Origin of the sequence: Polaromonas sp. A23 (assembly GCF_002001015.1) — a bacterium.
Lineage (GTDB): Bacteria > Pseudomonadota > Gammaproteobacteria > Burkholderiales > Burkholderiaceae_C > Polaromonas.
The window spans coordinates 227,897-253,259 of record NZ_MUNO01000037.1 but is presented as its reverse complement, the minus strand read 5'-3'; the positions used below and the strand labels follow the sequence as shown (position 1 = coordinate 253,259).

The 25,363-nt window shown below is 58.4% G+C and carries 10 protein-coding genes; 5 read left to right on the top strand and 5 right to left on the bottom strand.

What is annotated here, in order from left to right:
• Nucleotides 1-60 precede the first annotated feature (60 nt).
• Nucleotides 61-16,416 carry a LysM peptidoglycan-binding domain-containing protein gene (locus tag B0B52_RS17990; RefSeq protein WP_217349813.1) on the top strand — a complete coding sequence of 5,452 codons (16,356 nt, stop codon included), beginning with the start codon at nt 61-63 and terminating at the stop codon, nt 16,414-16,416.
• A gap of 416 nt (nt 16,417-16,832) precedes the next feature.
• Nucleotides 16,833-17,345 (top strand): GNAT family N-acetyltransferase, encoded by a 513-nt coding sequence (locus B0B52_RS17985; RefSeq protein ID WP_077595039.1) that lies wholly within the window; start codon nt 16,833-16,835, stop codon nt 17,343-17,345.
• Here the strand turns inward: B0B52_RS17985 and B0B52_RS22310 are convergent.
• Nucleotides 17,342-17,848 carry a hypothetical protein gene (locus B0B52_RS22310; protein WP_139352001.1) on the bottom strand — a complete coding sequence of 169 codons (507 nt, stop codon included), beginning with the start codon at nt 17,846-17,848 and terminating at the stop codon, nt 17,342-17,344. The genes B0B52_RS17985 and B0B52_RS22310 overlap by 4 nt on opposite strands.
• A 54-nt stretch (nt 17,849-17,902) precedes the next feature.
• Nucleotides 17,903-19,030, bottom strand: a complete 1,128-nt coding sequence (locus B0B52_RS17975; protein ID WP_077595037.1) for an MFS transporter — start codon at nt 19,028-19,030, stop codon at nt 17,903-17,905.
• Between the two features lie 75 nt (nt 19,031-19,105).
• Here B0B52_RS17975 and gcvA point away from each other — a divergent pair, with 75 nt between their 5' ends.
• Entirely contained in the window at nt 19,106-19,993 is an 888-nt protein-coding gene (gene gcvA, locus B0B52_RS17970) for a transcriptional regulator GcvA (RefSeq protein ID WP_077595036.1), read from the top strand.
• Between the two features lie 36 nt (nt 19,994-20,029).
• Here the strand turns inward: gcvA and B0B52_RS17965 are convergent, their stop codons facing one another.
• The 3 genes from B0B52_RS17965 to B0B52_RS17955 form a co-directional block, all read right to left on the bottom strand.
• Nucleotides 20,030-20,578, bottom strand: a complete 549-nt coding sequence (locus B0B52_RS17965) for a cysteine hydrolase family protein (protein ID WP_077595035.1) — start codon at nt 20,576-20,578, stop codon at nt 20,030-20,032.
• Between the two features lie 321 nt (nt 20,579-20,899).
• Nucleotides 20,900-21,304: a hypothetical protein gene (locus tag B0B52_RS17960; RefSeq protein ID WP_077595034.1), complete on the bottom strand. Its 405-nt coding sequence runs from the start codon at nt 21,302-21,304 to the stop codon at nt 20,900-20,902.
• A gap of 107 nt (nt 21,305-21,411) precedes the next feature.
• Nucleotides 21,412-23,226, bottom strand: coding sequence for a M14 family metallocarboxypeptidase (locus B0B52_RS17955; RefSeq protein ID WP_371327409.1), 1,815 nt, complete (start codon nt 23,224-23,226; stop codon nt 21,412-21,414).
• Nucleotides 23,227-23,384: 158 nt separating this feature from the next.
• Between B0B52_RS17955 and dusA the strand changes: the two genes are divergently transcribed.
• Nucleotides 23,385-24,440: a tRNA dihydrouridine(20/20a) synthase DusA gene (gene dusA, locus B0B52_RS17950; RefSeq protein ID WP_139352000.1), complete on the top strand. Its 1,056-nt coding sequence runs from the start codon at nt 23,385-23,387 to the stop codon at nt 24,438-24,440.
• Nucleotides 24,433-25,356, top strand: a complete 924-nt coding sequence (locus B0B52_RS17945; protein WP_077595032.1) for a DMT family transporter — start codon at nt 24,433-24,435, stop codon at nt 25,354-25,356. The genes dusA and B0B52_RS17945 overlap by 8 nt, the downstream gene beginning before the upstream one ends.
• The last annotated feature ends 7 nt before the right edge of the window (nt 25,357-25,363 follow it).

The window sequence follows — 25,363 nt, the reverse complement described above, 5'->3', positions numbered from 1 at the left end:
GGGTCAGTGAGCCAGGCGATCTACAACGCCGACGGGACGGTGGCGGCGAGCGTGCAGTACATGACGCCGATGAACGGCATCAGCGGCACAACGACGGCGGAGGACATTGCCGGCACACTGGTAACCACACCCCTGACGGTGGATGTCACCAAAGACCACGTCGTCTTCAACGGCTACGACGCCGTGGGACGCCAGACATCGAGCGTGAACAACCTGGGCGAAGTAAGCGAGATCGTCTACAACGCCGACGGCTCGGTGGCGCAGACGATAGGCTACGGCACACGCCCGAGCAGCATCACGGACGTGATCACGGGCAGCGCGCTCACGGCCAGCGAACTGGCCACGATGAGCGCCACAGTGGGCACCAAGGTAGCGGCGCTGCCGGTGCCCAACCTGGCCAACAACGACCACCTCACCTTCAACCTGTACGACGCTGCTGGAAGACAGACCTACACAATCAACGGCCTGGGTGAGATCAGCAAGAACACCTATAACGCTGACGGATCGGTGGCTCAAAGCACGCAGTTGTACAACCGCCTGACGGGAATGGGTGCTAGTCCCACTACAGCTTCTCTCACAGCGCTGCTGCAGACACAACTGCCGACTTTTAATACCAGGTGGGATCGCACCATCACCAACACCTTTGATGCAGCGGGTCGCCAGACCAGCATGGTCGATGGTGTGGGGAACACAACCGAGTACAAATACGATGCACTGGGCAGACGCAACCAAGTGGTTGACCCAATGGCTGCGGCGATTGTTGCGAAAGACAACTTGCTTTCATCTACCGACGATTCGCGCTTAGCGCCTAACGACGGCTACTACAAAGACCTGCGCGCGCGCTTGGGCGTGGTCACCGGTGGTGGCACCGCCGCCGAGCTCACCGACGCTGACAAAGTCAAGCTCACGGGCCTGTACACCGACGTGAGCTACTACGATCAGGCTAACCGCGTGACCTACACCGTTGATAAAATGGGCTATGTCACCCAATACGCCTACGATGCGCTGGGCAACGTAAGCAGCACCACGCGCTACGTCAAGCCGGTCACCATGCCGGTAGACCCCAGCGCTGCTACCCCGGCGCCCGCAGCCTCGGCGGGCTTGGACCAGATCACACAGTACCAGTACGACGCAACGGGCAGACAGACACAAAAGACCGATGGCGAGGGGTATCTCACCAAGTACTTCTACAACGCGCTCGGCCAGCTCTGGCACACCCAGCAGGCCATCGACAATTCGGCGACCAAGTGGGTCGACACCTACAGTTACTTCAATGCCATCGGTGAAGAGACTTACACTTTGAGTGGAGAGTTGTACCTTACCAAGAAGGACTACAACGCCTTCGGCCAGCTCGTCAAGCAAACCGTGTACGACAAGCCCACGACTGTGCCCGCCAGTGGGAACCCTGCACCTGTGGCCGGTGACACCACCCACATCGTCTCTTACGATTATGATGAAGTAGGGCGCCTCAAGCGTGAGACCCGCCAGAGCACGGCGCTGGCATCGAGTCAGATATTTACCGACTACAGCTACGATGCCTTAGGCAACAAGCTAACGGTAGTGGGCTCGGCCGATTCTACGCTAGAGAAAGACCGTGCCGTTGCTACGGCCTATGCCTATGACCTGGCAGGACGCGTAACCGATGTCACCGAAGCGTATGGCACCGCCGAGGCCTATACCGTCCATGTGGAGCTCGATGCCTTTGGCAATACCGCAGTTCGCTATGACGCCTGGGGCAAGCCAGAGATGCGCACGACACGGTTCTACTACGATGCCAATGGACGCTTGGTCTATGAACAAAACGCCCAGTGGATCAGCAACCAGATGTTCTATAACGCCGACGGTGATTTGGCGATCAAGTTCGATGCCTACGTCAGTGCTGACCGTATTTACGCAGACGGTGTGGCAACCATGTTCACCTACAACCGTGATCGCCAACTCATTGCCCAAAAGAACATCACGGCCAATGAATACGCCATTTACAACCAGACCTACGACGCGGCAGGCAACCTGACTGCCACCACCAACGGCAACTACGTGGCCTTGACCACGATGAACGATGCCTATGAGGCCGACGGCGCCACGGTGGCGATCACCAACTACTACAAAGACTGGCGTCAACGCATAGGTGTGGTGTACCTTAGTGGGGTCAACAAAGGGCAGGGTAAGGCCTCGGTGGATCTGAGTGGTAGCGACTTTGACAAGATACGCGCTGCCACCTCCATCAGCTCCACCTACGATCGCAACAGCCGCATCAAAACTGCGACTGATGCCAACGGGGTTACTACGGCCTATACCTATGACGGCATGGGCAATAAGCTCACCGCCACGCAAGCGGTGGGTGTATCTGGGCAACAGCGCATCACGAGCTACGACTACGACAAGGACAACCGCCTAATCAAGGTGACCGATCCGATGACGTTTGTGAGCAGCTTCCAGTACGACGTGCTGGGCAATCAGACCAGGGTCACAGATGTTAACGGCAGTATTCGCCTCAATACCTTTGACCAACTCGGTCGCTTAATCAAGACCGTGTACGGCAGCGGCTTGGCGACCCCTGCGGCTACCGACCTCATGACGGTAAACGTCTATGACCGCCGTGGCAACATCGTCTTGGCCACCCAATCTTGGGGCAATGGTACCGATCCCCGCACGACCACGTATAGCTATGACTTTCGCAGTCGCAAAACCGTAGTGACAGACGGTGAGGGCTTTAGCACCCGCATTGGATACGACTTATTTGGAAATCAGATATCGATCACGCATGGGTTGTACTTGGTTCCTGTTACGGATGCGACGTACGATGCAAGTAAGGCTGCGCGCGCGGTAAATGACTTTATCAGTTACTACGACTACGACAATATTGACCGCATGATAGGCATGCGCGAAGGCGAGCACAACTACGAAGCTTACGGCGGCCCCACTAATGACCGGGTATTTACGGAGCACACCTTTGCCTACGACGGTCGCAACAACCGTATAGCGGAGACCGAACCTTTGGGTGGCCCCGGGGGAGGGGGGGGCATTTCTGTCTATAACAGCTGGGCAGAGCCCGAATACGTCACGCAAGGAACTACGAAATACACCTACGATGCGATGAACCGCTTGATCCGCACGGATACCCCAGCAGGGGGGCGCACCAGCTATGTGTATGACAAGGCGGGCGACAAGATTGGTGAGCATGACCAGCAGACCCCCAACTCGTATTCACCCGGTGCCAATTCGGCGTTGACTTGGGCCGATGTGGCCCAAAACTTGTACGGTGACAGCAGCGCGGCAACCATTCAGGCCTTGCAAGATGGCATTCGTGCGGCCATGGGATATTTACCAAATCTCGCCGACAACCCGACTCTGGTGGGCATGCCGCAAACCCTCACCACGATGGAGCCGGTGGCTCAATACACCGCAAGACCGTCAGACACATGGGTTAACGTGTTCACAACTGTCTACGGCAATCAGGGTGCTACGGAAAACGGATACGCGGCAGCTAAGTTACAGGAGATCTTCGGGGATCTTTACGTTGGCCAAGTGTTTACCACGCAGAGTCTTCCAGATCCCCTTGTATTTAGCAGAACATACAAGGTCGGTCTACCCTACTACGTGGTGACTTCTACGACCTGGGCTGCTTTGGCGGTGGAGCTTTATGGAAGTGCAGTTAATAACGCTGTCGATGGATCCGCAGTCGAGGCGGTGAAAAGGGTATTCAACCAAACCTTTCCTGGCCAAGGTTCTAAACTGGTCTTTGCAATACCTAGCATTACTTATCAAGTTCGACAAGGCGAACTAGGCAAGGTCGATAAGATAGCTTTGCCGATCATAAAATTTGATCAACAGGATTACGCGACAGACGGATATGCCTACGGCAGGAATATGCCCTTCGAGCTTGTGCCGGTTGAGCACACGCTGAAGGACGTCACCGCCCCCGGTGTGGCCATTAGCAAGATATTCGAATACGACGGCAACCACAACCTCACGGCCGAGATCACGCCGTTTGGCACTCATAACCCCACCGGCTCATATGACCCAGCGGCTTCGCGCACGGAGCATGTCTACGACGCGATGGGCAATGCCATCCAGAACAAATACGGTGTGATCTACGGGGCATCCGGCGTGACCGTGATGCGCACCGACGGTGCGACCTATGACGCCAATAACCGCAAGACCGCGGATATAGATGGTTATGGCCTGGCCGCTGCTACCTACGCCTACGACAAGCTTGGCAACCGCATCAAAGTGACCGATGCGCTGGGCAATGTGGCGCATTACTACTACAACAACGTTAACAAGATGGTGATGTCTGCGGAGCCACCGCGCAGCGTCAACGGTGTCACCGGCTCGGTCATCAGCACTTTCAGGTACGACTCTGCGGGCAATCGCACGCAGGAGTACACCTATATGACCCCGTACCCGAATGCGCTCAATGATCTGGGGGCACTGCCGGCCGCAACGCTGGCAACACTCGAAGGCGTTGGTACAGTGAACAAGCCCGGCATTGCTGCGCCGACGACCGATCGCGTGGTTAATCTCGCGTACGACGGGAGCAGCCAGCTTGTCTCGCGCACCGATGTTGATGGAACCAAAACCACGACTGTCTACAACGGTGCCGGCAAGCCCATCGAGGTCACGCTTTTTGCGAACACTACTGCGCCCAGAGTGCAGTACTACACCTACGACTCGTCGGGGCGTGTGCAGCAGTTCACCGATGTGGACAGTACCCAGACCACGTACCAATACAACACCGCTAATAACCTGATCCGCATCAAGACGGTCAATCTCGCAGATATTCAGAACCCCGAACGCTACACTTTCTACAGTTATGACCTGAACAACAACCGTACTTCCGAGGTGATCCAGCTTGGGGTCGGGTTATCAACGACTGTGCTGGCATCGACCCAAACCACGTACGACCTGTTGGGCAACGTCGTGCGTGTCACCAACGGGGGCAGCGACGGTTCGGGGAGTGGTGCCGTTGTGCATGATTCCACATACGATTACAACAACAACCGTATCACTAGCACCGAAGTCAATGATCCTGTATCACAGACCACACGGTACGGCTACGACCAGCTTAACAATCTCACGAGCAAGTCCGATGACGCGGGGACAATCAATTATGCGTACGATAAAAACAATCGCCAGATTCTAGAAACACAGCCATCGACATCACTCTTTACGGTAGCCGGTGGTCAACAGACCACCTCCCCTGCTACGCGTACCACCTACGACGCTGCAGGGCGCGTAACCGATGTGGCCACTGGTTCGTTGAGTCCGTATTCGCACAGCATGACAGTCTCCGCGACAGCGACCAGCCTCGCGATCAAGGTGACCATGGATCCTGCCGAGGTTACCGGTGGGCCTATTGTGAATATGGCAGTGCAGTACCGATTGGCTGGCACATCGACTTGGCTTTATTACACCGACACCTACCCTGTGGGTGTCGCCGGGGTTTATCAGACTGGCAATCTTGCACTGGCACAGCCTGGTTTGTATGAAATCAACGTGTGGTACGGTGACAGCGCGGGACGCGCTGTCACGGTGGAGCACCAATTTGTCACCACCAGCCAAGCCACTAGCACCTTCTCTGGCAACTCGTTTGTGGCCGATTTCAGATCGACACGCTATTACGACTGCGACAACCGCCTGACCGGCGAATGGAACGGCGACAGCGCAGTGAGCACCTATGCCTACGATGCCGTGGGCAATATGGTGACCAAAACCGAGTATCAGACCCGGATAGATAAAGACTTGCGCGGTGTGGGTGTTTATGAATGGGTGCCACCGACTGGTCTGGCCGGTGAGGCACGTGTTACCACGTATGACTACGACCTTGCAGGCCGCGCTATGAAGGTCACCCTGCCTGCCACCGAAGTCACCACTTTGGGTGTGAGCGGCACGCCGCCTAACCTCACCAACGCACACACCCTCACCGTCACGTCGAGTAACCTTGGTGCGACGGGCGCCAGCACGGTGGGCTTCAAAGTGACGCTTACCAAAGCAGAAGACACGGCGGCAGCCAGCGTACACCTTGGCTACCGGCTTGCGGGATCGGGCGCTGCCTATACAGATGTGGTCTTATTGTTACTCAGCTCTAACGCGACAAGCAGCACCTATACCCTGAGCCCTGAGCTGAGCCTGCCGGTGGGAAGCTACGACTTCAAGGCATCGTATCTCAACGCAAGAGGCGACGAGGTCATCATCGAACAGCAGCCGGTATCGACCAGCGGCGGTGCCACGCAAACCTTGAGCAATTCCGGCGCCAAAGTGATCAAGAACCTCACCGAAGGCCACACCTACAACCTCTATGGTGACGAGTCGAGCACGACGGATCGCTCCGGCAATGTGACTTACTCCTACTACGATGAGCAGCACCGCAAAACAGCCATGATTGACCCGATGGGTTATCTGGTGGAGTGGGACTACGATGCCGTGGGTAACCAGATTGCACAGCGTGTATATCACGAACCCCAAGCGGCAGTGCCGGTGGTCAATGTCAAACCAGCGGGCACGGGCATCTACTACCTCACCAGGCGCTACTACGATTCAGCCTCGCAGTTGATTAGAGAAGAACTGCCTGCAATTCATATACTCGATCCGAGCAACCCTGGTGCGCTGGGGGCTACACCTACCACCACCTGGGTCAGGCCAGCCACTCTGTTTGCCTACGACACCGCGGGCCACCAGATAGAAAAAACCACAGGCGTGCGTGTCTTGGTCGACGGCACCATAGATACATCGCAAGCAAATACCCAATACCGACTCTACGACGCAGCTGGCCATGTGATTGCCATGGTAGACGGTAACCGTTCACTGGCCACCTTGACGTACGACAGTGCGGGCAACATGACTAGCCGTACGCGATACTGGGGCTATGTGTCATCTGCAGTGTGGGCCAACCGCGCGCAGGGATTGCAATATGTCATTGATGGCTTGCGTGGACGTGATTACACCAAGAACGAGGTCACCACATTTACCTACGATGCCTTGCACCGCGTCACCAGTCAGACCGACTTGATGGGCCCCGCTGGTGGGCAAGATGATCTGATGCAATCCTTCTCCTACGACGCGCAGGGTAACCGCACGCGCGTGGTTGACGAAGACGGCTACGTCACCCAGATGGCCTACGATGCCAAAGCCCATGTCACCCAGTCGATAACCCCCAATGGGGCTACCACGTATTTCGTGTATGACGTGGCTGGCAATATGACAGACACCTACCTGATTGCGGGCGGCACGGCTGCCTATGCGGTGGCACCTGAGGTGAGCATGGACCAGAGCAACCAGGCCAAGGTCACCTGGACCCAGCCCCCAGGCATCGTGGAGGGCTGGGTAGTCTACGACACGGTGAGCAGGGCCGACACGAACCCCACTATCGGCAACGTCGTCTACCTATCGACCAGTTATGCCAGCAGCACTGCATCGTCGGCCGATCCGGTGGCGTGGCTGGGTACCCCAGCGTCCGGGACAAAGCTCTATTACCGTGTGGTCACCAAAGACAGCAACGGTAATTTTGCGGTCACCCAGGAGAAGTCCTTTGTAATGCCGGCATCCATGTCTTCCGTGGCTGTCGTGCAAAGTGGTGCCGATGTGGTCATCACCACCACCTTCGGTAGTACGCTACCGGTGAGTCCGCTGCCCAAGCTGTACTACGGCCTGTCGGGAGGATTGGCGACAGTCACGCCAGTGAGCTTTGCACTCGTAGTCGGCACCACCAGTACTTACAGCGCCACCATCAAGAACTACAGCGCCGCTACCATGACGGCCTATCGCATCGACTGGACAGATGCTGCGGGCAACAACTGCCGCAGCGCAGAGACTAGCTTGGTGCGTCCGGGCAGCGACCCCGTGGGGCTGACCACCACCATGGCGGCTACCGCAGTGGCCGCAGGCGCGTACACCGTGTCCTTGGCGGCCACCATGCCCGATGCGTATGCAGGGAAATTCATCGAGGTCCAAGCCAATTGGAAGCCCGCCACAGGCACCGGCGGTGCGTACTCCATGCCCGCATCCCTGAGTGCCAGTGGAGCGACCACCTTCGATAGGATCGTGATGGGCAGCGCCGCCGCACCGCTGACCGCGGGCACCTACGCGATTACTCTGCGCGGCTTTAGAGCCGACGGCACGAGCGTAGAGCTCGGTTCCTTCAACATGACGCTGGACGCCTCTGGAATGATCGTGCAGACCAACGCTATGGCCACGAGCTGGCTGCCACCGGCCAGTGCAGGCACTGACCAAATCGTGGTGGTGGCCTCTGCCCCTACCACGACCAAGCGCACAGCCGAGGGACGCGTCGTGCTGGATGGCTACACCGGAGCTGCCGACGGCACCCAGACCTATCTGGCCTACTACGGCACGCGCGTACCCCAGACACATACCGCATCGCTCACCGGCACCATTGCTGCCAACGCCACCTTAAGTGCAAGTGCGACTACGGTGCTCAACGCAGCGGAAGTCTCCAACATCAATACCGACGCTTCAAAGGGCACGCTGGGCTTGCACATTGCCTATGCCTTTGTGGCGACAGGCACGGCAGGTGCTTCTACCAGCGCAGTGATGACTGATGTCTTGATGCAAGCCGGTGCCGGCGGCAGCTACACCGCGAGCAACTTCTTTGCCGGCGAGAGCCAAGGCAGCTACCAGTTTGAAATCTATTACACCGACAAACAAGGCCAAAAAGTGGTGGTGGAGCGGCAAACGCAGAACTTCTCTGGCGCGGCCAACAGTAGCTCGTCAACGGGCATCACCACAGGCACCTCGCTGACCGTGTTGGGCCGGGAAACCGGCTCAATCGCGCGCGACGTACAAGGCAAACTCATCACGGTCACCCCGGCGCTGTACACCGGCGCGGTCGATCTCGCACCGGTGCGTGGCGGCTTTACGCTAGGCCAGAGCGCCGCTACGGGTACTGCAGTGCAACTGCAAACTTGGAGCGCCAGTCCTACTGGCAGCAACCGTGTGAGCATCTCGTACAACGCGTTGAACCAAAAGACGGCATCGAACGAACAGGGCGGTCAGTACGTGGAGTTTGGCCTCGATGCCAATGGCAACGTGGTGGAGACACGCCAGTACGGCAGCAAGTTCGATGCCAATAACAAGCTCAACACCAAGCACACCACTACCTATACCGCGCTGGACGCGCGCGGGCGCACGGTGGCGCAATTTGATGCCGTGGTCAAAGCCCCCGATGGCACCATGCAGCGCCCCATCACGCGCTACACCTACAACGCACTCGACAAGGTGCTGACCAAGCGCATGCCTGACACCAACGCAGATTGGGTCTATCGCTATAACGACCAAGGCATGCTCATTAGTACCGAAGAGCCCGAGAAAGGTGCGACCACCAAGAACTATGTCGACTCCTTAGGGCGCGTCACTGCAATCATCAATCCCAACGGCCTCTTCGAGCGCACCTTGAAGTTCTACGACACAGCGGGCAACTTGGTTCAGGAGACCGATGGAGAAGGGGTGAGTACCACCTATACCTACGACCGGTTTAACCGCATGGCCAGCAAGACCGATGGGCGTGGCGTAAACACATCTGACAATTGGGACTACACCACCAAGTACGAGTATGACAACCGAGATAGGCTGGTCAAAGTGATACAGGCCGAGGGCATACAGCTTGCTAACGACACCTCGGAGGCGTACAACACCAAACGCTATAACATGGGGCTCGGCGGTACGCTCGACGCCGCCACACAGCAGCGATTGATGGATTTGTACTCTACCCAGTACGAATATGACGGGCGCAACAACCGCACCGCCACCATCAACGCGTCGTTCAATGACCAAGGAAAACCATCGACCCTGATGGTGACCCAAGCCCAAACCTACGACGCCATGGGGCGCATTGTAGATACTGCCTTATTCAAGAGCGGGGATAACAGCAACACCGCGACCACGGGCACCATAACTGCAACTGTTGCCAACGGAGCGACCACGCTGACTGGCAGCGTGAGCATTCTGGATGCCACCGTGGCTTTGCTCGGCAGTGTCACCATAACGCTGCAGCCCACCAGTGGACGCTTGGCAGAACCCATTACGATGGTGCTGACCAAAGGAGCGTCCGCCTCTGGGTCCACCACCTACAGCATTCCTTCTCCTGGGATCAAGCTAGACCCTGCTCTTGCGGGAATATACGAAGTGCAGTTGAGTTATCGGGCGCTGGCTTCTAGCATTGCTGAGGGAAATAGTAGCAGGGTAGTCAGCAGCAAACCCCAGCGTATGGTGTTCGACAACTCTGGCGACAGCACACAAGATCTGGCCCAGATCAACATGATTCAGGTCAAGGACGAAGTGACGAGCTACGACGTGTTTGGCAATGCAGTCTCCGATATGCAAGGCAAAAAGGTCTACGGTGCGTTTGGCCGACTGTTGACGTCGGGCGACGGAGTGAGTTACGAGTACGACCAGTTTGGGCGGGTGATACGCGAGACCACACCGGAGTTCACCGACGATCGCTATGATGAGAAGCGATTCATGATGAAAGATGTGCGGCGCAGCTATGACGATGCAGGCCGCCTGACGCGCATAGAAGACTGGGGTCGCGATAATGTGAGCACCATGCCCACCGCGCTGCTGAGATCGAGCACGGACTACACCTACACGGTTGACGGGCTGCGCAACACCGAAGTGTTCAAGACCTACGATGGTGCAGGCGCAGCAACCAAGCTGCGCGAAATGAGCTACACCTACGACAACGACAGGCGCTTGACCAAATGGGTGGATGCGGCGAGCAAGGATGCGCGTGGCAACTCCGCCACCATGAGCTACAAGTACGACTTGGATGGCAATCGTACTGAAGCCTATGTAGATTCTGCGTGGGATCCGGAAAACAAAAACACCAACAACATTGCTGGATTCCGCTATCTAGATCACACATACACCTTTGACTATGCACGTCGTCTCACAGGAGAGACCAATGCCACCACAGGTACGGACGGCAAAGTCACCACTGCCGTGATTTCTAGCTACACCTACGACATGGCGAACAACCGGCAAAGCTATAGCTTCGGTACAGCCTATTTGTACGATCCGGCGACGCAGCAGCTCAGCATCACGAATAGCACCCCCACAACAGTGACGTACCAGTTTGATGCGAATAACCGGGTGACGATTGGCGATAGCCGCTTGTATGATTCAGATGGGAACATCACCGGTGGCAATATGCAAACTTTGTCGTATGACGTGCGCGGCAATGTGGTGGATTCTCGAACTACCGCGTTTACCCGGATTTCCTCTGTCGGGGGGGCGGGCGACCCTGTTCCAGCCTACACCAAGCAAACTACCTCAGAGAATACTTCTACCTACACTTTGGACAACCATGCGTCCAAGACCACAGTCAAGGTGTGGGATGACTTTAAGACTGCTAGTGGTTGGGCCGCGACAGTCTGGTCGCAAGACGAGACGACTTTCAAATACGACAGCTATGGCCGTGTGAGGTCCACGGAGAAGAAAAACCTGCTCACTAGTGATGCCGATTGGCACCACACTTGGTACACACTGACTACAGACGGTCGCGAAATCAGCGTCGGAACCGATAGTTCAGACGGTGATGGGAAGAGCTACACCAGCTACGACTCCAACAAAGTGCGCACCACGGTGAGGTTGACGCTCTCGGTAAAGAAAAAAACTTTTGTTGCCGACAACGAAGGTCACATCATTTCGGGCATAGATGCCACGGGCGAGAAAACCAACACACGTAAATATCTGTACGCCAATGGCAACCTCCTGGGTGAATACGGCAAAGATGGGGACGCCTACACGGCTCGTATCGACGCAAGCGCCGCCGCCGGAAAAACGGACTACAGCCTAGTCCACGACATGGGTGTGCAGGACATCAACGCTAACTTCCCCGGAAGCAACCAGAACTACATCATCCGCTCGGGCGATACCTTGCAGTCGATTGCCAGCCAGTTCTACGGCAACCCTTCACTGTGGTACGTGATTGCCGACGCCAATGGTCTTACAGGCGCTGAGCAGCTCAAGAGCGGATTGGCGATCAAGATACCCAATACGGTGCAGAACGGCCAGATCACGGCGGAGAACCACGTGGTCTACAACGAGAGCGACATCACGGGTAGCTCCTTGCCGACGCTGACCAGCTGGAACCGACCGACCATGACCTGTGCGCAGTTTATGGTCATTGTGTTGACGGTTGTGGTGGCGGTGGCTATTACGGTAGTGAGCGCGGGTGCAGCATCGTGGGTGGGTGGGTTGCTGGTGGGTGCAGGTATAGGCGCTGCGGGTGTCGTGGCTGGGGCAATCGTGGCAGGCGTGGTGGTCGCTGTTGCTGCAACGGCAGTATGGAACCCAATCAAGCAAGAGCTCATGCAACAAGTTGGCTTGCAAACCGGGGGGTTCTCTACGCTCAACTTTTGGACGGATGTGGCTATGGCTGGCTTGACTGGCGCGGCTGCAGGTATTGGGGCAGGCATACAGGTAGTGCAGGGCACCGCGGCGCTTGCCAATATGGGCACTACAGGTTTGCGCATTGCGCAGGGAGCGCTAAACGTGGCAAGTGCCGCGCTGCCCGCATTTCTTAAAGATGCGGATCACAATGGCAAACCTGATGGCAATTGGGGACGAGCTGGCGTTGCGGCGCTCGTCGCGACCCCAACGAGCGTACTACAGATGACAGGCGACATGCTGGGCGACAAATCGCGGGCCGCTGTGAACGGAATGAGTGGGGCGCAAAATGCGGCGACCCAGTTGCAGAAGGCACAGGACCTTGCCGGTACTTTCCATTCTCTTGCAAATCTAAGCCGCTACGTTAGCCCATGGGTTTCTGTCGCTGTCGAAACTAAGATGAGCCACCAGGCCGCGAAGCCTTCTGACTGGATTGGTGCCGTATCTGGAACGATAGGGGCCATGACGGGGACGCTCAGTGCAGGGGCGTCGCGGGAGCGGCTGGGCGCATCCATTGGCGAAGCCACGCTGGCATCCTTGGGGGAACGTGCCGTGTATGCGGCCGCAGGTGCGGTGGCGGTCAGTGCGGTTGGCAGCTACATCGGCCACGACATCGATTCCCAGTACGCGATTGCGCAAGGAGTCGGGCATGAGATTGGCAGTTATTTGGGTGGCTTGCCAGGCGATGCCGTGGGCTACGCCAATTCGCTTCGCGATGAAGAAAATGCGCGCATGGCGGACCAAGGTATGGCTGCAGGTCAGGGAGCTAACGAATCAAATGCGAAGGCAGCTTACAAGCGTGCTCATCCGTATCTAGAAGAAGAAATCCAGTTGGCTAAGCTTCAGGAGTTGCAAGACAGAAACACGCTCGATTACGAGCAAGACAAATATGCGGAAGCCTACAAAGCTGGGGCCCTGGCGAAGAAGGATCAGGAATGGATAGGCAACTCGTTTGGCGTGGCGGAATCTAGCTTTGGTTTACCAGGGCAGCTCCAAATTAAATCCCGCGAAGAAATTATTCTCCATTCCATGGAAGTTGGAGATAGATATCGGGCGGAGCAGCGTGCCTATGCTGAGCAGCAGGCGCGGGCACAAGCGGCGGCCTTCCACAATGCATGGGCTGAGTACTCGAATAAATACGGTATTCAACTAGGCAAAAAAGACGATTATTTGGACGGCATTGTTGGGGTTTATCAAAATCCTGAGGCTGAAGCTCAAATTCGCACATTGGCAGGTTCCAATGAAGTTGCGCGAATGAATGCTTGGACAAGCATGCTTCCAGCGAAGCAACGCGAAAACCCGCTTTACGGTATCGGGTTGCTTAGTGCAGGGCTTGATACATTTGTTTTACAGCCCATCCTGGGTGCTGCGGATATTGTGCAGTCTGCGTTTTACATGGGTGGCGAGGTTGGCGCCAATTTGCACAGCGCAATGTCCACTGGTGATTGGAGCTGGAAATATGGCCTGCAAGGGCAGGAGGCGGAATTTGAGCCGGTGAGCGACGCGGGGCAGTTGGCAGCCGCTAAGGGTGGGGCCTTTGAGAACAGTATGACTCACTATGCAACTTCTGCCTGGGAGGGTTACGAGCGTTTTGCATACGATCCGGGAGGCGTGATTGGCAAGGGTGTCGATTACTTCGGTTCTGGTGGATTTGGAAGAGATCTTGAGGCCCACCCTGCGTTTTTTAGAGAGTTGGCTAAAGGCACCGTCGTCGTCGCTGTCGATGCTGCAATAGCTAAATTTGCCGGAACAAGTACTGCACTGGCGTGGGCCCCACGGGTGAACGGGATTGTGTCTGGTTTGTTCGGTCTTGAACAACATGTACTGGAGAACAATTGGTTGAGCGATCACCCAAGCGAGTCCTTGCTGCAAGGGCTTGGCAATGCGGCGATCGATGGGAGCTTGGGATACGCCTTCGGTAAGGGCGCGGTGGGTATGACGGGGGCGATCAAATCTATCCCGACGCAGGGGTATATGAGCGGGTTGAAAGGTTGGACTAAAGCGGCCGGGACGAGCGAGCTCATACGCGCTGCAGCGTTGACGGCGCGCACCGCCATTAACCCCAGTTTAACGTTTGACGGTTTGCCACAACGGATACTTGCGGATGCCCAATCTACCTTGTCCTTGCAGACGATCCTGGCGGGCACCTTAGCTACTAATGCGCCTGGAATTGGACGGAGTGCGCTGACCAAAGAATTCGCCTGGTTTAACAGCGCGGTGAATAAAGATATAAGCAGCACGCTTGGCCTAGACCACGCCGCCACAGCCGAGGATATAGGTGCTTATACAGCGCAAGTAGTTGGGCAGGATCAAACTGCTGGGAGTGCGTTCAGATCTTTTGCTTTAGGGTTAGGAACCATGTCCAGCGGGTTTGCCCACCCGTTGGACAATATCGCGCTACCGGCGTTAGCAGGGGACCTGCGCGCGATGCCCGGAATTAGCTTGCCGTTTATGGCGGTGGATATACTGACCGCCCTAGCTGATAGAAACACGAACGCCGCTGCTGGTGCTGCTGCGGGCCTATTAATGTCTGGCGAAGAAATCAGAAGAGCGGTCAATCTGGTAACCGCACGAAAGGTCGGTCCGGGAACGGCGGGTCCGGGAACGGCGGGAAAGGTCAATCCGGAAGTTCTGGCACTAGCGGACAAGATCGATGGTGTAACCGAGCACACTTCAAGAGTTGCGCAAGCAATTAGAGCGGGAGATATCAACACTTATGTTCTGGGTGACCAGCCGTTTAATGATATTGTCAGTAAGGCTGGGGCGCAGCATCCCGGCGATATAGGTGGAATGACTTCACCTTCAGGTTCGAAGATCTATATTCGGGGTAGCCTCGGTGAGGAAAATTTCGGACACGCCCTTGCCCACGAAGGTAGCCACGCGCTTGATAGGTTGGCCGGGATTAAGCAGCCCCTGTTTGTAGATGAAGTGAAAGCTTTCTCCCATCAGCGTGATTTCCAGATTGCAAGCGGTCAAAAGCCTGAATTCCAATCAATAGCCGAAATAGAGTTCCATGTAATGGAAACATACGGAGTTGAGCGGCCAGCGCAGAATGGGGCAGCGCAGAATTGGGCAGAGCATAACCACCTTACCCTCGATCTGCGTTTTCCGAGCGAGCCAATCGCTGATTTTGAAAAGACGATTGTCAACTCTTTGCCGGGTGAAGATAGCTCGTCTGCGCGTATCCGGATTGGTGGTGGTGATGGACATTTTGTGTGGAACCGTGAGCAGATCGTTGCCGTGGACAACCTTATCCATATGAATGCAAGGGAAGGGTTCGGACTAGAGGCAGATTACAGCGATCTCACTCCAAATCATCCAAGATTGAAGGCAAGGGGATGGGGTGAGTCAGCGCCCATCGGGCCTTCCCTTGGTGGACCATTTGGCCGCGGTGGCCGTCTCCTGATGACGCCCGATGAGTTCGGCAACGCAGGTGGTGGCGGGCATCCCATGGGTCAGGATCCCTTCCCTAGATTCCCGCTGGACAAACTCATGCGCATACGCGAGAACCGAGCGCAGCCTTTTGTGTATACATACGCCAAAGGAGCCGATGGCGGACCGTTGACAATGCCTGCAATGAAAATGTTATTCGGCAAGGAGAGTGGGTATTACGGAAAATCGTTGCAAGCAATTGATGGCCCAATAAGTTCGGGGTATTTGCCAAGCAAGACACCTGGTCAGCCTGGGACACTTTGGTTTAATGAGAGCCATCCGTCACGTTTAGACGTGATTCATCAGTTGGCGCATCTGTCCGATGATCACGCACACGGATACAACCTGCAAATGAATACTAAGGACAACTCTTACAACGGGGTGCACTCTAGATACCAGACGGTGGCTGCTTTTGAGTTGGATCGCGCTGTATTTCAGCAAAAGTACAATTTCTGGACCGCGCGAGAAAGAGCTGCAATAAATCAGTCAGCAAATGCTTGGCAAAACTACCAATATACGTTGAGCAATCAATTTAATTGGGGGCAGGCGCTGTCAGCTCCGTTTTCGATAGTTCAGTAGCACCAGCGTTTAGAAGCAGACAGCATGTGAAGCCTGACGCTGCGTAATGCGATCCGAGATGCCCCCTCGGATTGCGTTGACTTGCAGAAACACCACTGTCATGATTCCGCCCAACGTCGCTCCATGATTATGGGGTTGGCCCCATCTGCTCGTTGGACGTTTGCACGAGGCAGGCCGCGAAGTGATTTTGCTTGGCCCCCTGGAAGCAGGTGATCCTGGTACAGCGGGCATAGATACCCTGGAGCAGCTTGCAAAAGTGCCGCCCGGATTTTCCGGGTATCTCTGGACGAACAAAATAGAAGTCATTGGCCCTGCCGTGAAGCGATGAGACGGTTGGCATCGGGGCTTGTCAACAGCGGTAGACTCGGAGCCCTTTCGTTCCCGATCTCTTCTACCTAAGCCTTCAAGTACTCCCTATGCGCGTTGAATTAGTCACTGAAACTCAGCATGAGTTGCTGATAGACCTGCTGTGCGAGTTGCACACCTACTACAACGAAGGGCCTGTGGTTTCCCGAGAGCTTGTGCTGGAGCATCTGCTTGAGAACCTCTTGGGCGCCGACTCACCCCATCGTTTGGTAGTCGCGTCAAGCGACGCCGGCGAGGTGCTTGGCCTGGCAGTCATCACGCTGGTTTATTCAGTCGTCGACTTCGCCGCGGACAAGCGCAAGCACTGCCAGTTGAAAGAACTCTATGTACGGCCCTTGGCGAGAAGCCAGGGAGTGGGCAAGGCGCTCATGTCGTGGGTGGCCCGGTATGCGTTGGAGAATGATTGCCGCCGCATTGACTGGCCTGTAAAGGAATCGAACGCAAGGGGGATCGCTTTCTATGAGGGCCTTGGTGCTGTGCAGGTTGTGGAAAGACTCAGTTATAGGCTCACCGACCCCTGCCTGAGTCAGCTCGCCCATGAGAGCCGGTACAGCCAGAACTAAGACCCCATCGCATACCGGGTCGCTAACAGCACCTCGATCCTTTCCCCAATAGCGTCACATTCCTCCGCCTCCAGCCGGCTGAACTGCGCGGCCCAGGCTTTTGACAAAGCAAATTTTGGAAACTGCGGTGGCTCGCCCCATAGCCAGTCAGGATGCGTCGCCCGCGGGCTTCTTCCGAAAACATGCAGATGCATTTTCCGGTGAAGCTGGGGGTTCTTTGGCCCAGGTGGATGGGCCAGGTCGTTGAGGGCGTTGTTGCCTGCTTCCCAGTAGTTCAGGCACCCTCCGGCGAGTTGGGGCAGTGTGTCCAGCATGGCTCTTCCGGTGGCTGCCACCAAGCAGGCCCATCGTGACAGTTCATCGGGCGTTAGCTCACTTCGTTCCCACACCGGGCGGGGTGGATTGACCAGCAAGTGCCCGCCATCACTGCGGTGGTTCATCGGTTTGACCGGTAACGCGACGGTGCCGCCGGCGCAGGTGATAAGCGTGTGGTGAATGTCCAAGTGTGGGTCTCCAGAAAAAATGGGTGAGAGAAAAGGGTGGTGGCGGATGTGTTTTCAGTCGCTGCGCCGCCTCAGGCAAGCAATGGCGGTGGCCGAAAGAAGAAATCCAGCAACGCCATAAATCCATGCAGACGGCACGATGGGTAGCAACAGCCCGGCCAGCACCGGGCCTGTGCCAGCCCCCATGTCGCGCCAGACCGAACGTGTGGCGAGGGCTTGTATACGCCCAGGTCCGGGGGTGCGAAGTGCGACCAGTGGCGGCAGCAGCGGCAACAACAAGGCACGCAGAATCACGATGGCCAGTGCGCAAGTCCACAGCCAGCCGAAGCCAAAGCCCACCAGCGCGACGGAAGTCAGCACGGAAAAGATCACCAGCAAGATTTCAACACCGTGTTTTTCGGCCATGTGCCCGCCGGCAGAGCTCAAGACAATTTCCGCCAGGTAACGAACCGACAGCAACAAGCCGGCCACGATGACCGGGTTGCCCGGCAGCAGGTCGCGCCCCAGGTAAGACAGGCCGATGATGAACAAGCCGTCCAGAACCAGGCCTTCGATGAAGGAAAAGGTGTCCAGACTGCCCGGGAGCTTGATTCCTTTTTTTCGTGGTGGCGGCTCGGTATGGGCGGCTGTTGGCAACTGTCGCGTGACCAGCAGGGCGCTCAGCGCCACGGCTGCGAACAGGAAGAAAATGGCTTTGGGGCCGAACCAAAGCGCACACACGCCGCCCAAGGGCAGGGCAAGCATGGGCCCCAGCGCTGTGAATGCGCGGGAGCGCCCGGCCCGGCGCGCGGCGCCCGCTGGTTCGGCGGTGGCCAATGCCTGGGTGGCCAGGTTCAAGGCGGCAAAAGCCAAACCCCACAGGAGCCGCAAGAACAGCAAGGCGATGAAGCCGGTGAGCGTGGCGTAACCCAGTGCGCACACCGCGGCCGCAAGCGCCGCCAGCGTGCAGGTGAGTCGCTCGCCGTTGCGTGCGTAAAACCTCGCCACAGCCCCGTAGCCGGCGATGCGCACCAGGCGGTTTGCGGCCAGCAGAATGCCCGCCTCGGGCAGGCTGACGCCAAAGGCCGGAGCGAACATCGGCAAGAGCAGGTAGAGCACCGTGTCACCCGGAAGTGACAGCCCGAGCGCCATGGCTGCGTGGCGCGAGTTGCGGTCAGAAGTGGAAGCCGTGGGCTGTTGCATAGCTCGTATGGTGCGCGGCGCCGCCTCTGCCGACAAACGACATTAGTGCGCAGTACGTGTGAGAAAATTACACGCATGTTGCCTCGCCTGCCTCCGTTGAATGCGGTCCGTGCCTTCGCCGCGGCGGCGCGCCATCAGAGTTTCACCCGTGCCGCCCTGGAGCTGCACGTGACGCACAGCGCCATCAGCCGCCAGATCAAGGCGCTGGAAGCGCATCTGGGCGTGGAGCTGTTCGAGCGAAAGACCAGGCAAGTTCTTCTGACGGCCGCCGGCCATCAGTTCCATGCGCAGGTGGGGCCGGCGCTTGAGCAAATAGGCGCAGCCGCAGAATCACTCAGGGGCGGCACGCCATTGGGCGCTGTCAAGGTCAACGTCAGGCCCACGTTTGCGGTGCGTTGGTTGATCCCCCGGCTGCCGGGCTTCGTGGCGAAACACCCCGACATCGAACCGCAGGTGATGACCAGCACCTTGCCGCCCGACAAGGCGGTGGATGAATTCGATCTGGCCATCAGGCGGAGCACCAAGGGATGGCCGCCGGGGATGCAGATTCATCCATTTTTGGAAGATGAAGTGCTTGTGGTTGGGTCACCTGCCTTGTTCGCCAGCCGTCCCGTCACTGGCCCACACTCTTTGGCATCGCATGTCTTGCTGCTGTCCAAATCGCGCAGCCATGATTGGGAAAACTGGAAAAAGCAGGTGAACGCGCCAGAGTTGAACCCCGCCAGTTGCCTGCAATTTGATCATTTGCATTTTGTTCTTCAGGCCGCTGTCGACGGGCTGGGCTTCGCCCTGGCGCCGGTATCGCTGATCGCGCATGACATGGCAGCGGGGCGGTTGATGAGCCCTTTGCCTGAATTGCGGATGGCGCTGAGCCGCCACTACTTTGGTCTTGCGCCGAATGCGACTCCGGAGACACAGCAGTTTGTGCAGTGGCTCATGGACGAGATGAAGGCTGCGCCCTAGGTGGAAGAGGGCGTTGGCCTAACCTCCTGTTGTGCCTCAACCCAGCAGCTCGGACGCTTCAATCACCCTCGCGTACTCGCCATTCAGGTTGGAGAGCGACATGAGGTGAATGTCTTCTGCTGCCCTGATCGTCCCGTTCAGGTCGGGCGCGTCGAAGGTGAAGGTTGCATCGGAAACAACGCTGGTCTGAAAACCCAGGCATCCTGCGGACCGGGCGGTCGCTTCAACGGAATTGTTGGTGCTTACGCCGACGATGACCAGCTCTTTGATGCCCCGCACATGCAGCCATCGCTCAAGGCCCGAATTCGAAAACGCGTCTGTGACGTTTTTCTCCAGAACATGTTCCGAAGCTAGCGGTGCCAGCGCATCCTGAAAATCCGCGCCCACTTGACCGGGCCAGAACACCGAGCCCGGAGACCGGGACATGTGCCGGACATGGACAACGGGCAGGCTCGCGCTGCGCCAGTGCGCAAGCAGTTGCTGGATCTTCGCTTCCGCGTTCGGGTTGTTTCTTCTTGGGAGTGTGGCGCTTTGCATGCCTTTTTGCATGTCGATGATGATGAGCGCGCGGCGGTAGTTTGTCATGACATGTAGCCTCGAAGCAATGCTGATTCCCAATCCGGGCTGGGGGAGTTTCGCCGGAGGAAGTCTAACTGGCTCAACCACTCGGGGAAGGGTGCACGAACTCGTGAAACTCTGGACAGAAACCATCTAATCTGCTATCAAATAAATAGCTACTCACGCCCGAAAAATAAGGGCAAACGGCATAAATGACTCATGAATAAGCCTGAAAACCGGACTCCATCGGCTGGAACATGCCAGTTCTTCAAGCGTTTTGCGGCTGCAGCCCAATAAACACGGGCGCGAGCAGCTATTGATTGCGTAGCGACTCGGAAGGCGAATCGGTTATTCCAGATCTTCCATGGCCAGCATGTGGTATTTCTGGGCATAGGAGAAGGGCTGCTTCCTCACCACCGCCATCACGCGTTCGATTTCCTTGTCGGACGGCGCGCGGACCATCAATGCGTGCTGACCCTGGCGGGCCAGCTTGACGTAGGTCTGAACGGTGTGCCCTTCAGTGCCGACGGAGGGCAGGATCATGTCGGACCCGCCGTCCACCCGGCCGATCTCGCGCAGGATGGTGTCGGGTTCCAGCAGCATGAGGGCCTGGCTGTCGAAGCCGCTTTCTTCCAGCTCACGCGCGGCTTGCTCGGCCTGTGCCCCCTCGGGGAACATGATGAAGGCATAACCCGTGGGGTAGAACACGCCCGATAAGGTCAGCATTTTGGAGTGAAGCGCAAATGTTTTCATGATGAGTCCTTTCGAGGTGAATCATCATTAATGCACGCTGGCGCGGCCTTGTCTGTAGGCCGGTTCGCACAAATTGCATGCGCCAGCGGCCCCAACTCCGGGGAAGCTCAGGGCAGCTCTTCGGTCCTGACGGTAGGCTCGGCCATGACGCGGGCGGTGCTGCCCACGCTGTCGATCAGCTGGTTCGCAAAGTAGCTGCTCTGGGTGTCCGGCTCCAGCGCGGCGATGACCAGATTGGCCAGCGGCTGGTTCAGGGGCACGTAAAAGCTGCCGATGGGCGCGTCAATGACACCGCGCACCAGCGCCACTTCGACTTTGACAATCTGCCCGGCGTCGGCAATGGTGCCGCGCACGTCTTGCCGGGCTCCACCCGAGCGGGCTGTTTCGCGGTAGATGTCACCCAGCATGGAGCTGGGCTCTGCCACCCGCAACACCTGCACACCGTGCAGGCGGAGGCGCTCAACGGCCGTTTTTGCCGAGGCTGCAAGCCAGTAGCCGCAGGGGCGCACGCGCGCTTTGATCTTGCGCAGTGTCAGGGCCGAGTTCCAGTCCACGCGGAGGGTTTTGTCCGCGCCGGTTACCGGGTCCAGCATGACGAGGTCCTGCTGGATGAGCGTGGGGCCGGCTTCGACCACCGCTTCTTCCTTGCACGCCATGCTGGCCAGTTCTTTTTCAATGTAAGGCCGTAATAGGCCCAGCTCACTGGCACGCTGGGCCGTGCTGGCCAGCACGCTGGAGAGGGCGCTCACGTGGGTGTGCACGCGCCGCTGGATGTGCAGCCGGCCAATGCCCACCCCGCGGGTTTCGAGCAGCAGGCTGACGGTGTTTTTCAGGCCGTTGACGTTGCGGCCGGTGTCGGGCTGGGTGCCGCCCATGGAAATTTTCTTGTCGGCCAGGTCGGTCGAGGTGGTGTAGTACCACTCGGCGCTCAGGCCCTGCGCCTTCAGCGCTACCAGCAGCGGCCGGCGGTACCACTCTTCGGCAGCCTTGGTCAAAAACTCGGGGATGTTCGCGGTGGTGGCGTATTGCAGCAGCGCGTCGTATTTCTGGATGGCGTCAAACTTCTGCAGGAAACGGCCCACGACGGTGTACTCATGCGCATCCACCACAACGGTCGGGTGGTAATCGCGGGTCAGCCGGGCAAGGGCCTGGGCTTCCGGGGTGTTCAGCAGCAGATGGTCGCGGTTCATGTCCACGCCGCTGGCGGTCACGCGCTGGAAGGCTGTCGCGCCGTCAGGGTTGGCGCGTGGAACGATGATGACGTTGACCCGTTCAAGCATGGGCCGAAGCAGGCCCTGCGAGAGTTCACGCGCCACCACCAGCAGGGCTTCGGTGCCGGCTGGTTCGTCGCCGTGCTGCTGGCCAATCAGCAGCACCGTGGGCCGGCCCGAGGTTGCCAGGGCTGCGGCGTCGGTGCCTGCGGCGGTGGTGAGCACCAGGGCCTCCAGGGTTTCACCGCGCTGCGACTGGCCGATAGGCAGGACAGCGGCTTTCAGGCCGGGTGAGCGGGTTGCCGAGGTGGTCAGGTCGCGCAGCCATGTCTGGATTTCTGCATTCGAGGTAAAGCTGCTGCGTCCTTCCTGCAGGCCGGGGGTGTTGTAGACCACCGAGGGCGCGGGGAAGCGGGCGGCGACGGCGAGGTTATACGGTGCGGCGGCGACCGAAGCACCTACAACGGTGGCGGGCCTGACCGGTATCGGCTGGGCGACAACCACCGGCGGCATGGCAGAGGCGGGCGCCGGCGTGGCAGCCGGCGGCGCCTTGGCCACGCTGCCTGATGCGGGCCAGGGCGGCAGCGGCACCGAGGTGCAGGCCGTGAGCGCAAGCAAGGCAAGCAGCGGCAGCAGCCGGGCTGATGCCGACGAGTGCTTGGCCATGGGAAAGGTGGTGCGGGTCTGCAGGGGCAGGGCTGTCATGGTCATGGCTTGATGTGAAGGGGCTGCCGCAGGTGCGGCCTGAGTTCTCATTATCCGGCTTGAGAGGCTGGCCGTGTCGGTGTCTGCCCCCCTTGACAGGCTTGTGCGGCCATTTCGCCACGGTGGTCTCGCCGGACGGGCCCGCGTGAGAAACTATGGCCTTCATGCAGCCCGAACGATCTTTTTCCGTGTCTCCTTCCAAATTCCCGGCCCATCGCCTCAGTGTGGCCCCGATGATGGACTGGACCGACCGGCATTGCCGCTATTTCCACCGCCTGCTGTCACAGCACGCGCTGCTGTACACGGAAATGGTCACCACCGGCGCGCTGGTGCACGGAGACGTGGCGCGGCATCTGCGCTTTAACGCAGAAGAACATGCCGTGGCGCTGCAACTGGGCGGTAGCGAGCCGGCTGACCTGGCACATTGCGCGAAACTGGGCGAAGAGTGGGGTTACGACGAGATCAATCTCAACTGTGGCTGCCCCAGCGAGCGGGTACAGCGCGGAGCGTTCGGCGCCTGCCTGATGGCCGAGCCGCAACTGGTGGCTGATTGTGTGAAAGCCATGGTGGATGTGGTGAGCGTGCCGGTTACCGTCAAGCACCGCATCGGCATCGACAAGACCGAAAGTTACGAATTTGTGCGTGACTTTGTGGGTGCTGTGAGCCAGGCTGGCTGCAAGACTTTCATCGTGCATGCGCGCAACGCTTGGCTCCAGGGCCTGAGCCCGAAAGAAAACCGCGAGGTGCCGCCGCTGCGATATGCGCTGGTTTACCGTCTCAAGCAAGAGTTTCCCGACCTCACCATCGCCATCAACGGCGGCATCACCACGGGTGAGCAGGTGGCGGCGCAGCTGCAGGAAATTGACGGCGTGATGGTCGGCCGCGAGGCTTATCACAACCCCTGGTGGCTGGCCTCCTGGGACGAAGCTTTCTTTGGCGCTCCCGCTGGTGAGCGGACCCGCGAGTCGGTGGAGTTGCAGATGGTGGACTACATGGCCAGAGAAGGTGCAGCGCATGGCACACCCTGGGCTTCAATTGCCCGCCACATGCTGGGCCTGCGGCACGGTCTGCCAGGAGCGCGCCGCTGGCGCCAGGTCTGGAGCGACCACAAATTGAAAAACCTGCCTCCGCAGGAAGTGATGGCCTTGGCCCATGCCCCGCTGTATGGGCACGGCGGTGACGCGTCTTCACCGCAGGCCGACCAGATGGCTCATGCCTGACGTCGCGCAGCGCGAGAGGCGCAGGGCACTGGTGCTTTTGTGGCTGGTGCCTGCGCTGTGGGCGGTCAACTACATCGTGGCGCGCAAGGCGCCCGGCGTCATCGGCCCCTACATGCTGGCACTGGGCCGCTGGGGTCTGGCCGCGCTGATCCTCGTGGTGATTACACGGGCCGAGCTGTGGCAGCAGCGGGCCGCGATTGCTCGTGCCTGGCGGCAATACCTGGTGCTTGGCACCCTGGGCATGCTGATATGCGGCGCCTGGGTGTATGAAGGTGCGCGTTCCACGGGCGCCATGAATATTGCGCTGATCTACTCGGCGTCTCCGGTGCTGATCAGCCTCGGCGCGATGTGGTGGCTCGGTGAGGGTTTCGGCTCGCGCCAGAAGGCCGGTGTGCTGCTGGCACTGGCTGGCGTTGTCCACGTGGTCGTCAAGGGGCAGTGGACAGCCCTGGCCGACGTGCAGTTTGTGCCGGGCGATGCGTGGATTTTTGCCGCCATGGTGTCGTGGGCGGGATACGCGCTGCTGCAGAAAAGGTGGCCCAGTTCCCTGGGGGCCACTGCACGGCTGGCCGCCATTTGCGTAGGCGGCACTGTGGTGCTTTTGCCTCCGGCGCTCTGGGAGGCCACGCGACCCGGTGCGGATGTTTTAAGCGTCTATGCTGTGTTGCTGGTGGTGGTGGCTGCGTTGATCCCCGGCGTGGGCGCTTATTGGATTTACGGTTGGGCGCAGAAAATTCTTGGTGCCAGCCGTGTTGCCGTGGCGCTTTACCTGGGCCCGCTGTATGCTGCATTTGCAGCATGGGGGCTGCTTGGAGAACCGCCGGGCTGGCACCATGCCGTGGGTGCGCTGCTGATCCTGCCTGGCGTGTTTCTGGTTACCCGACCGGCAGTGCCGCCGCTTCACGCCCGTTCCTGACGCTTTG

What these genes read in the sequence shown, in the direction of transcription:
- B0B52_RS17990 (WP_217349813.1), top strand. Translation starts at nt 61, where the DNA reads ATGACGCCGATGAACGGCATCAGCGGCACAACGACGGCGGAGGACATT.
- B0B52_RS17985 (WP_077595039.1), top strand. Translation starts at nt 16,833, where the DNA reads ATGCGCGTTGAATTAGTCACTGAAACTCAGCATGAGTTGCTGATAGAC.
- B0B52_RS17975 (WP_077595037.1), bottom strand. Translation starts at nt 19,030, where the DNA reads ATGCAACAGCCCACGGCTTCCACTTCTGACCGCAACTCGCGCCACGCA.
- gcvA (WP_077595036.1), top strand. Translation starts at nt 19,106, where the DNA reads ATGTTGCCTCGCCTGCCTCCGTTGAATGCGGTCCGTGCCTTCGCCGCG.
- B0B52_RS17965 (WP_077595035.1), bottom strand. Translation starts at nt 20,578, where the DNA reads ATGACAAACTACCGCCGCGCGCTCATCATCATCGACATGCAAAAAGGC.
- B0B52_RS17960 (WP_077595034.1), bottom strand. Translation starts at nt 21,304, where the DNA reads ATGAAAACATTTGCGCTTCACTCCAAAATGCTGACCTTATCGGGCGTG.
- B0B52_RS17955 (WP_371327409.1), bottom strand. Translation starts at nt 23,226, where the DNA reads ATGACCATGACAGCCCTGCCCCTGCAGACCCGCACCACCTTTCCCATG.
- dusA (WP_139352000.1), top strand. Translation starts at nt 23,385, where the DNA reads ATGCAGCCCGAACGATCTTTTTCCGTGTCTCCTTCCAAATTCCCGGCC.
- B0B52_RS17945 (WP_077595032.1), top strand. Translation starts at nt 24,433, where the DNA reads ATGCCTGACGTCGCGCAGCGCGAGAGGCGCAGGGCACTGGTGCTTTTG.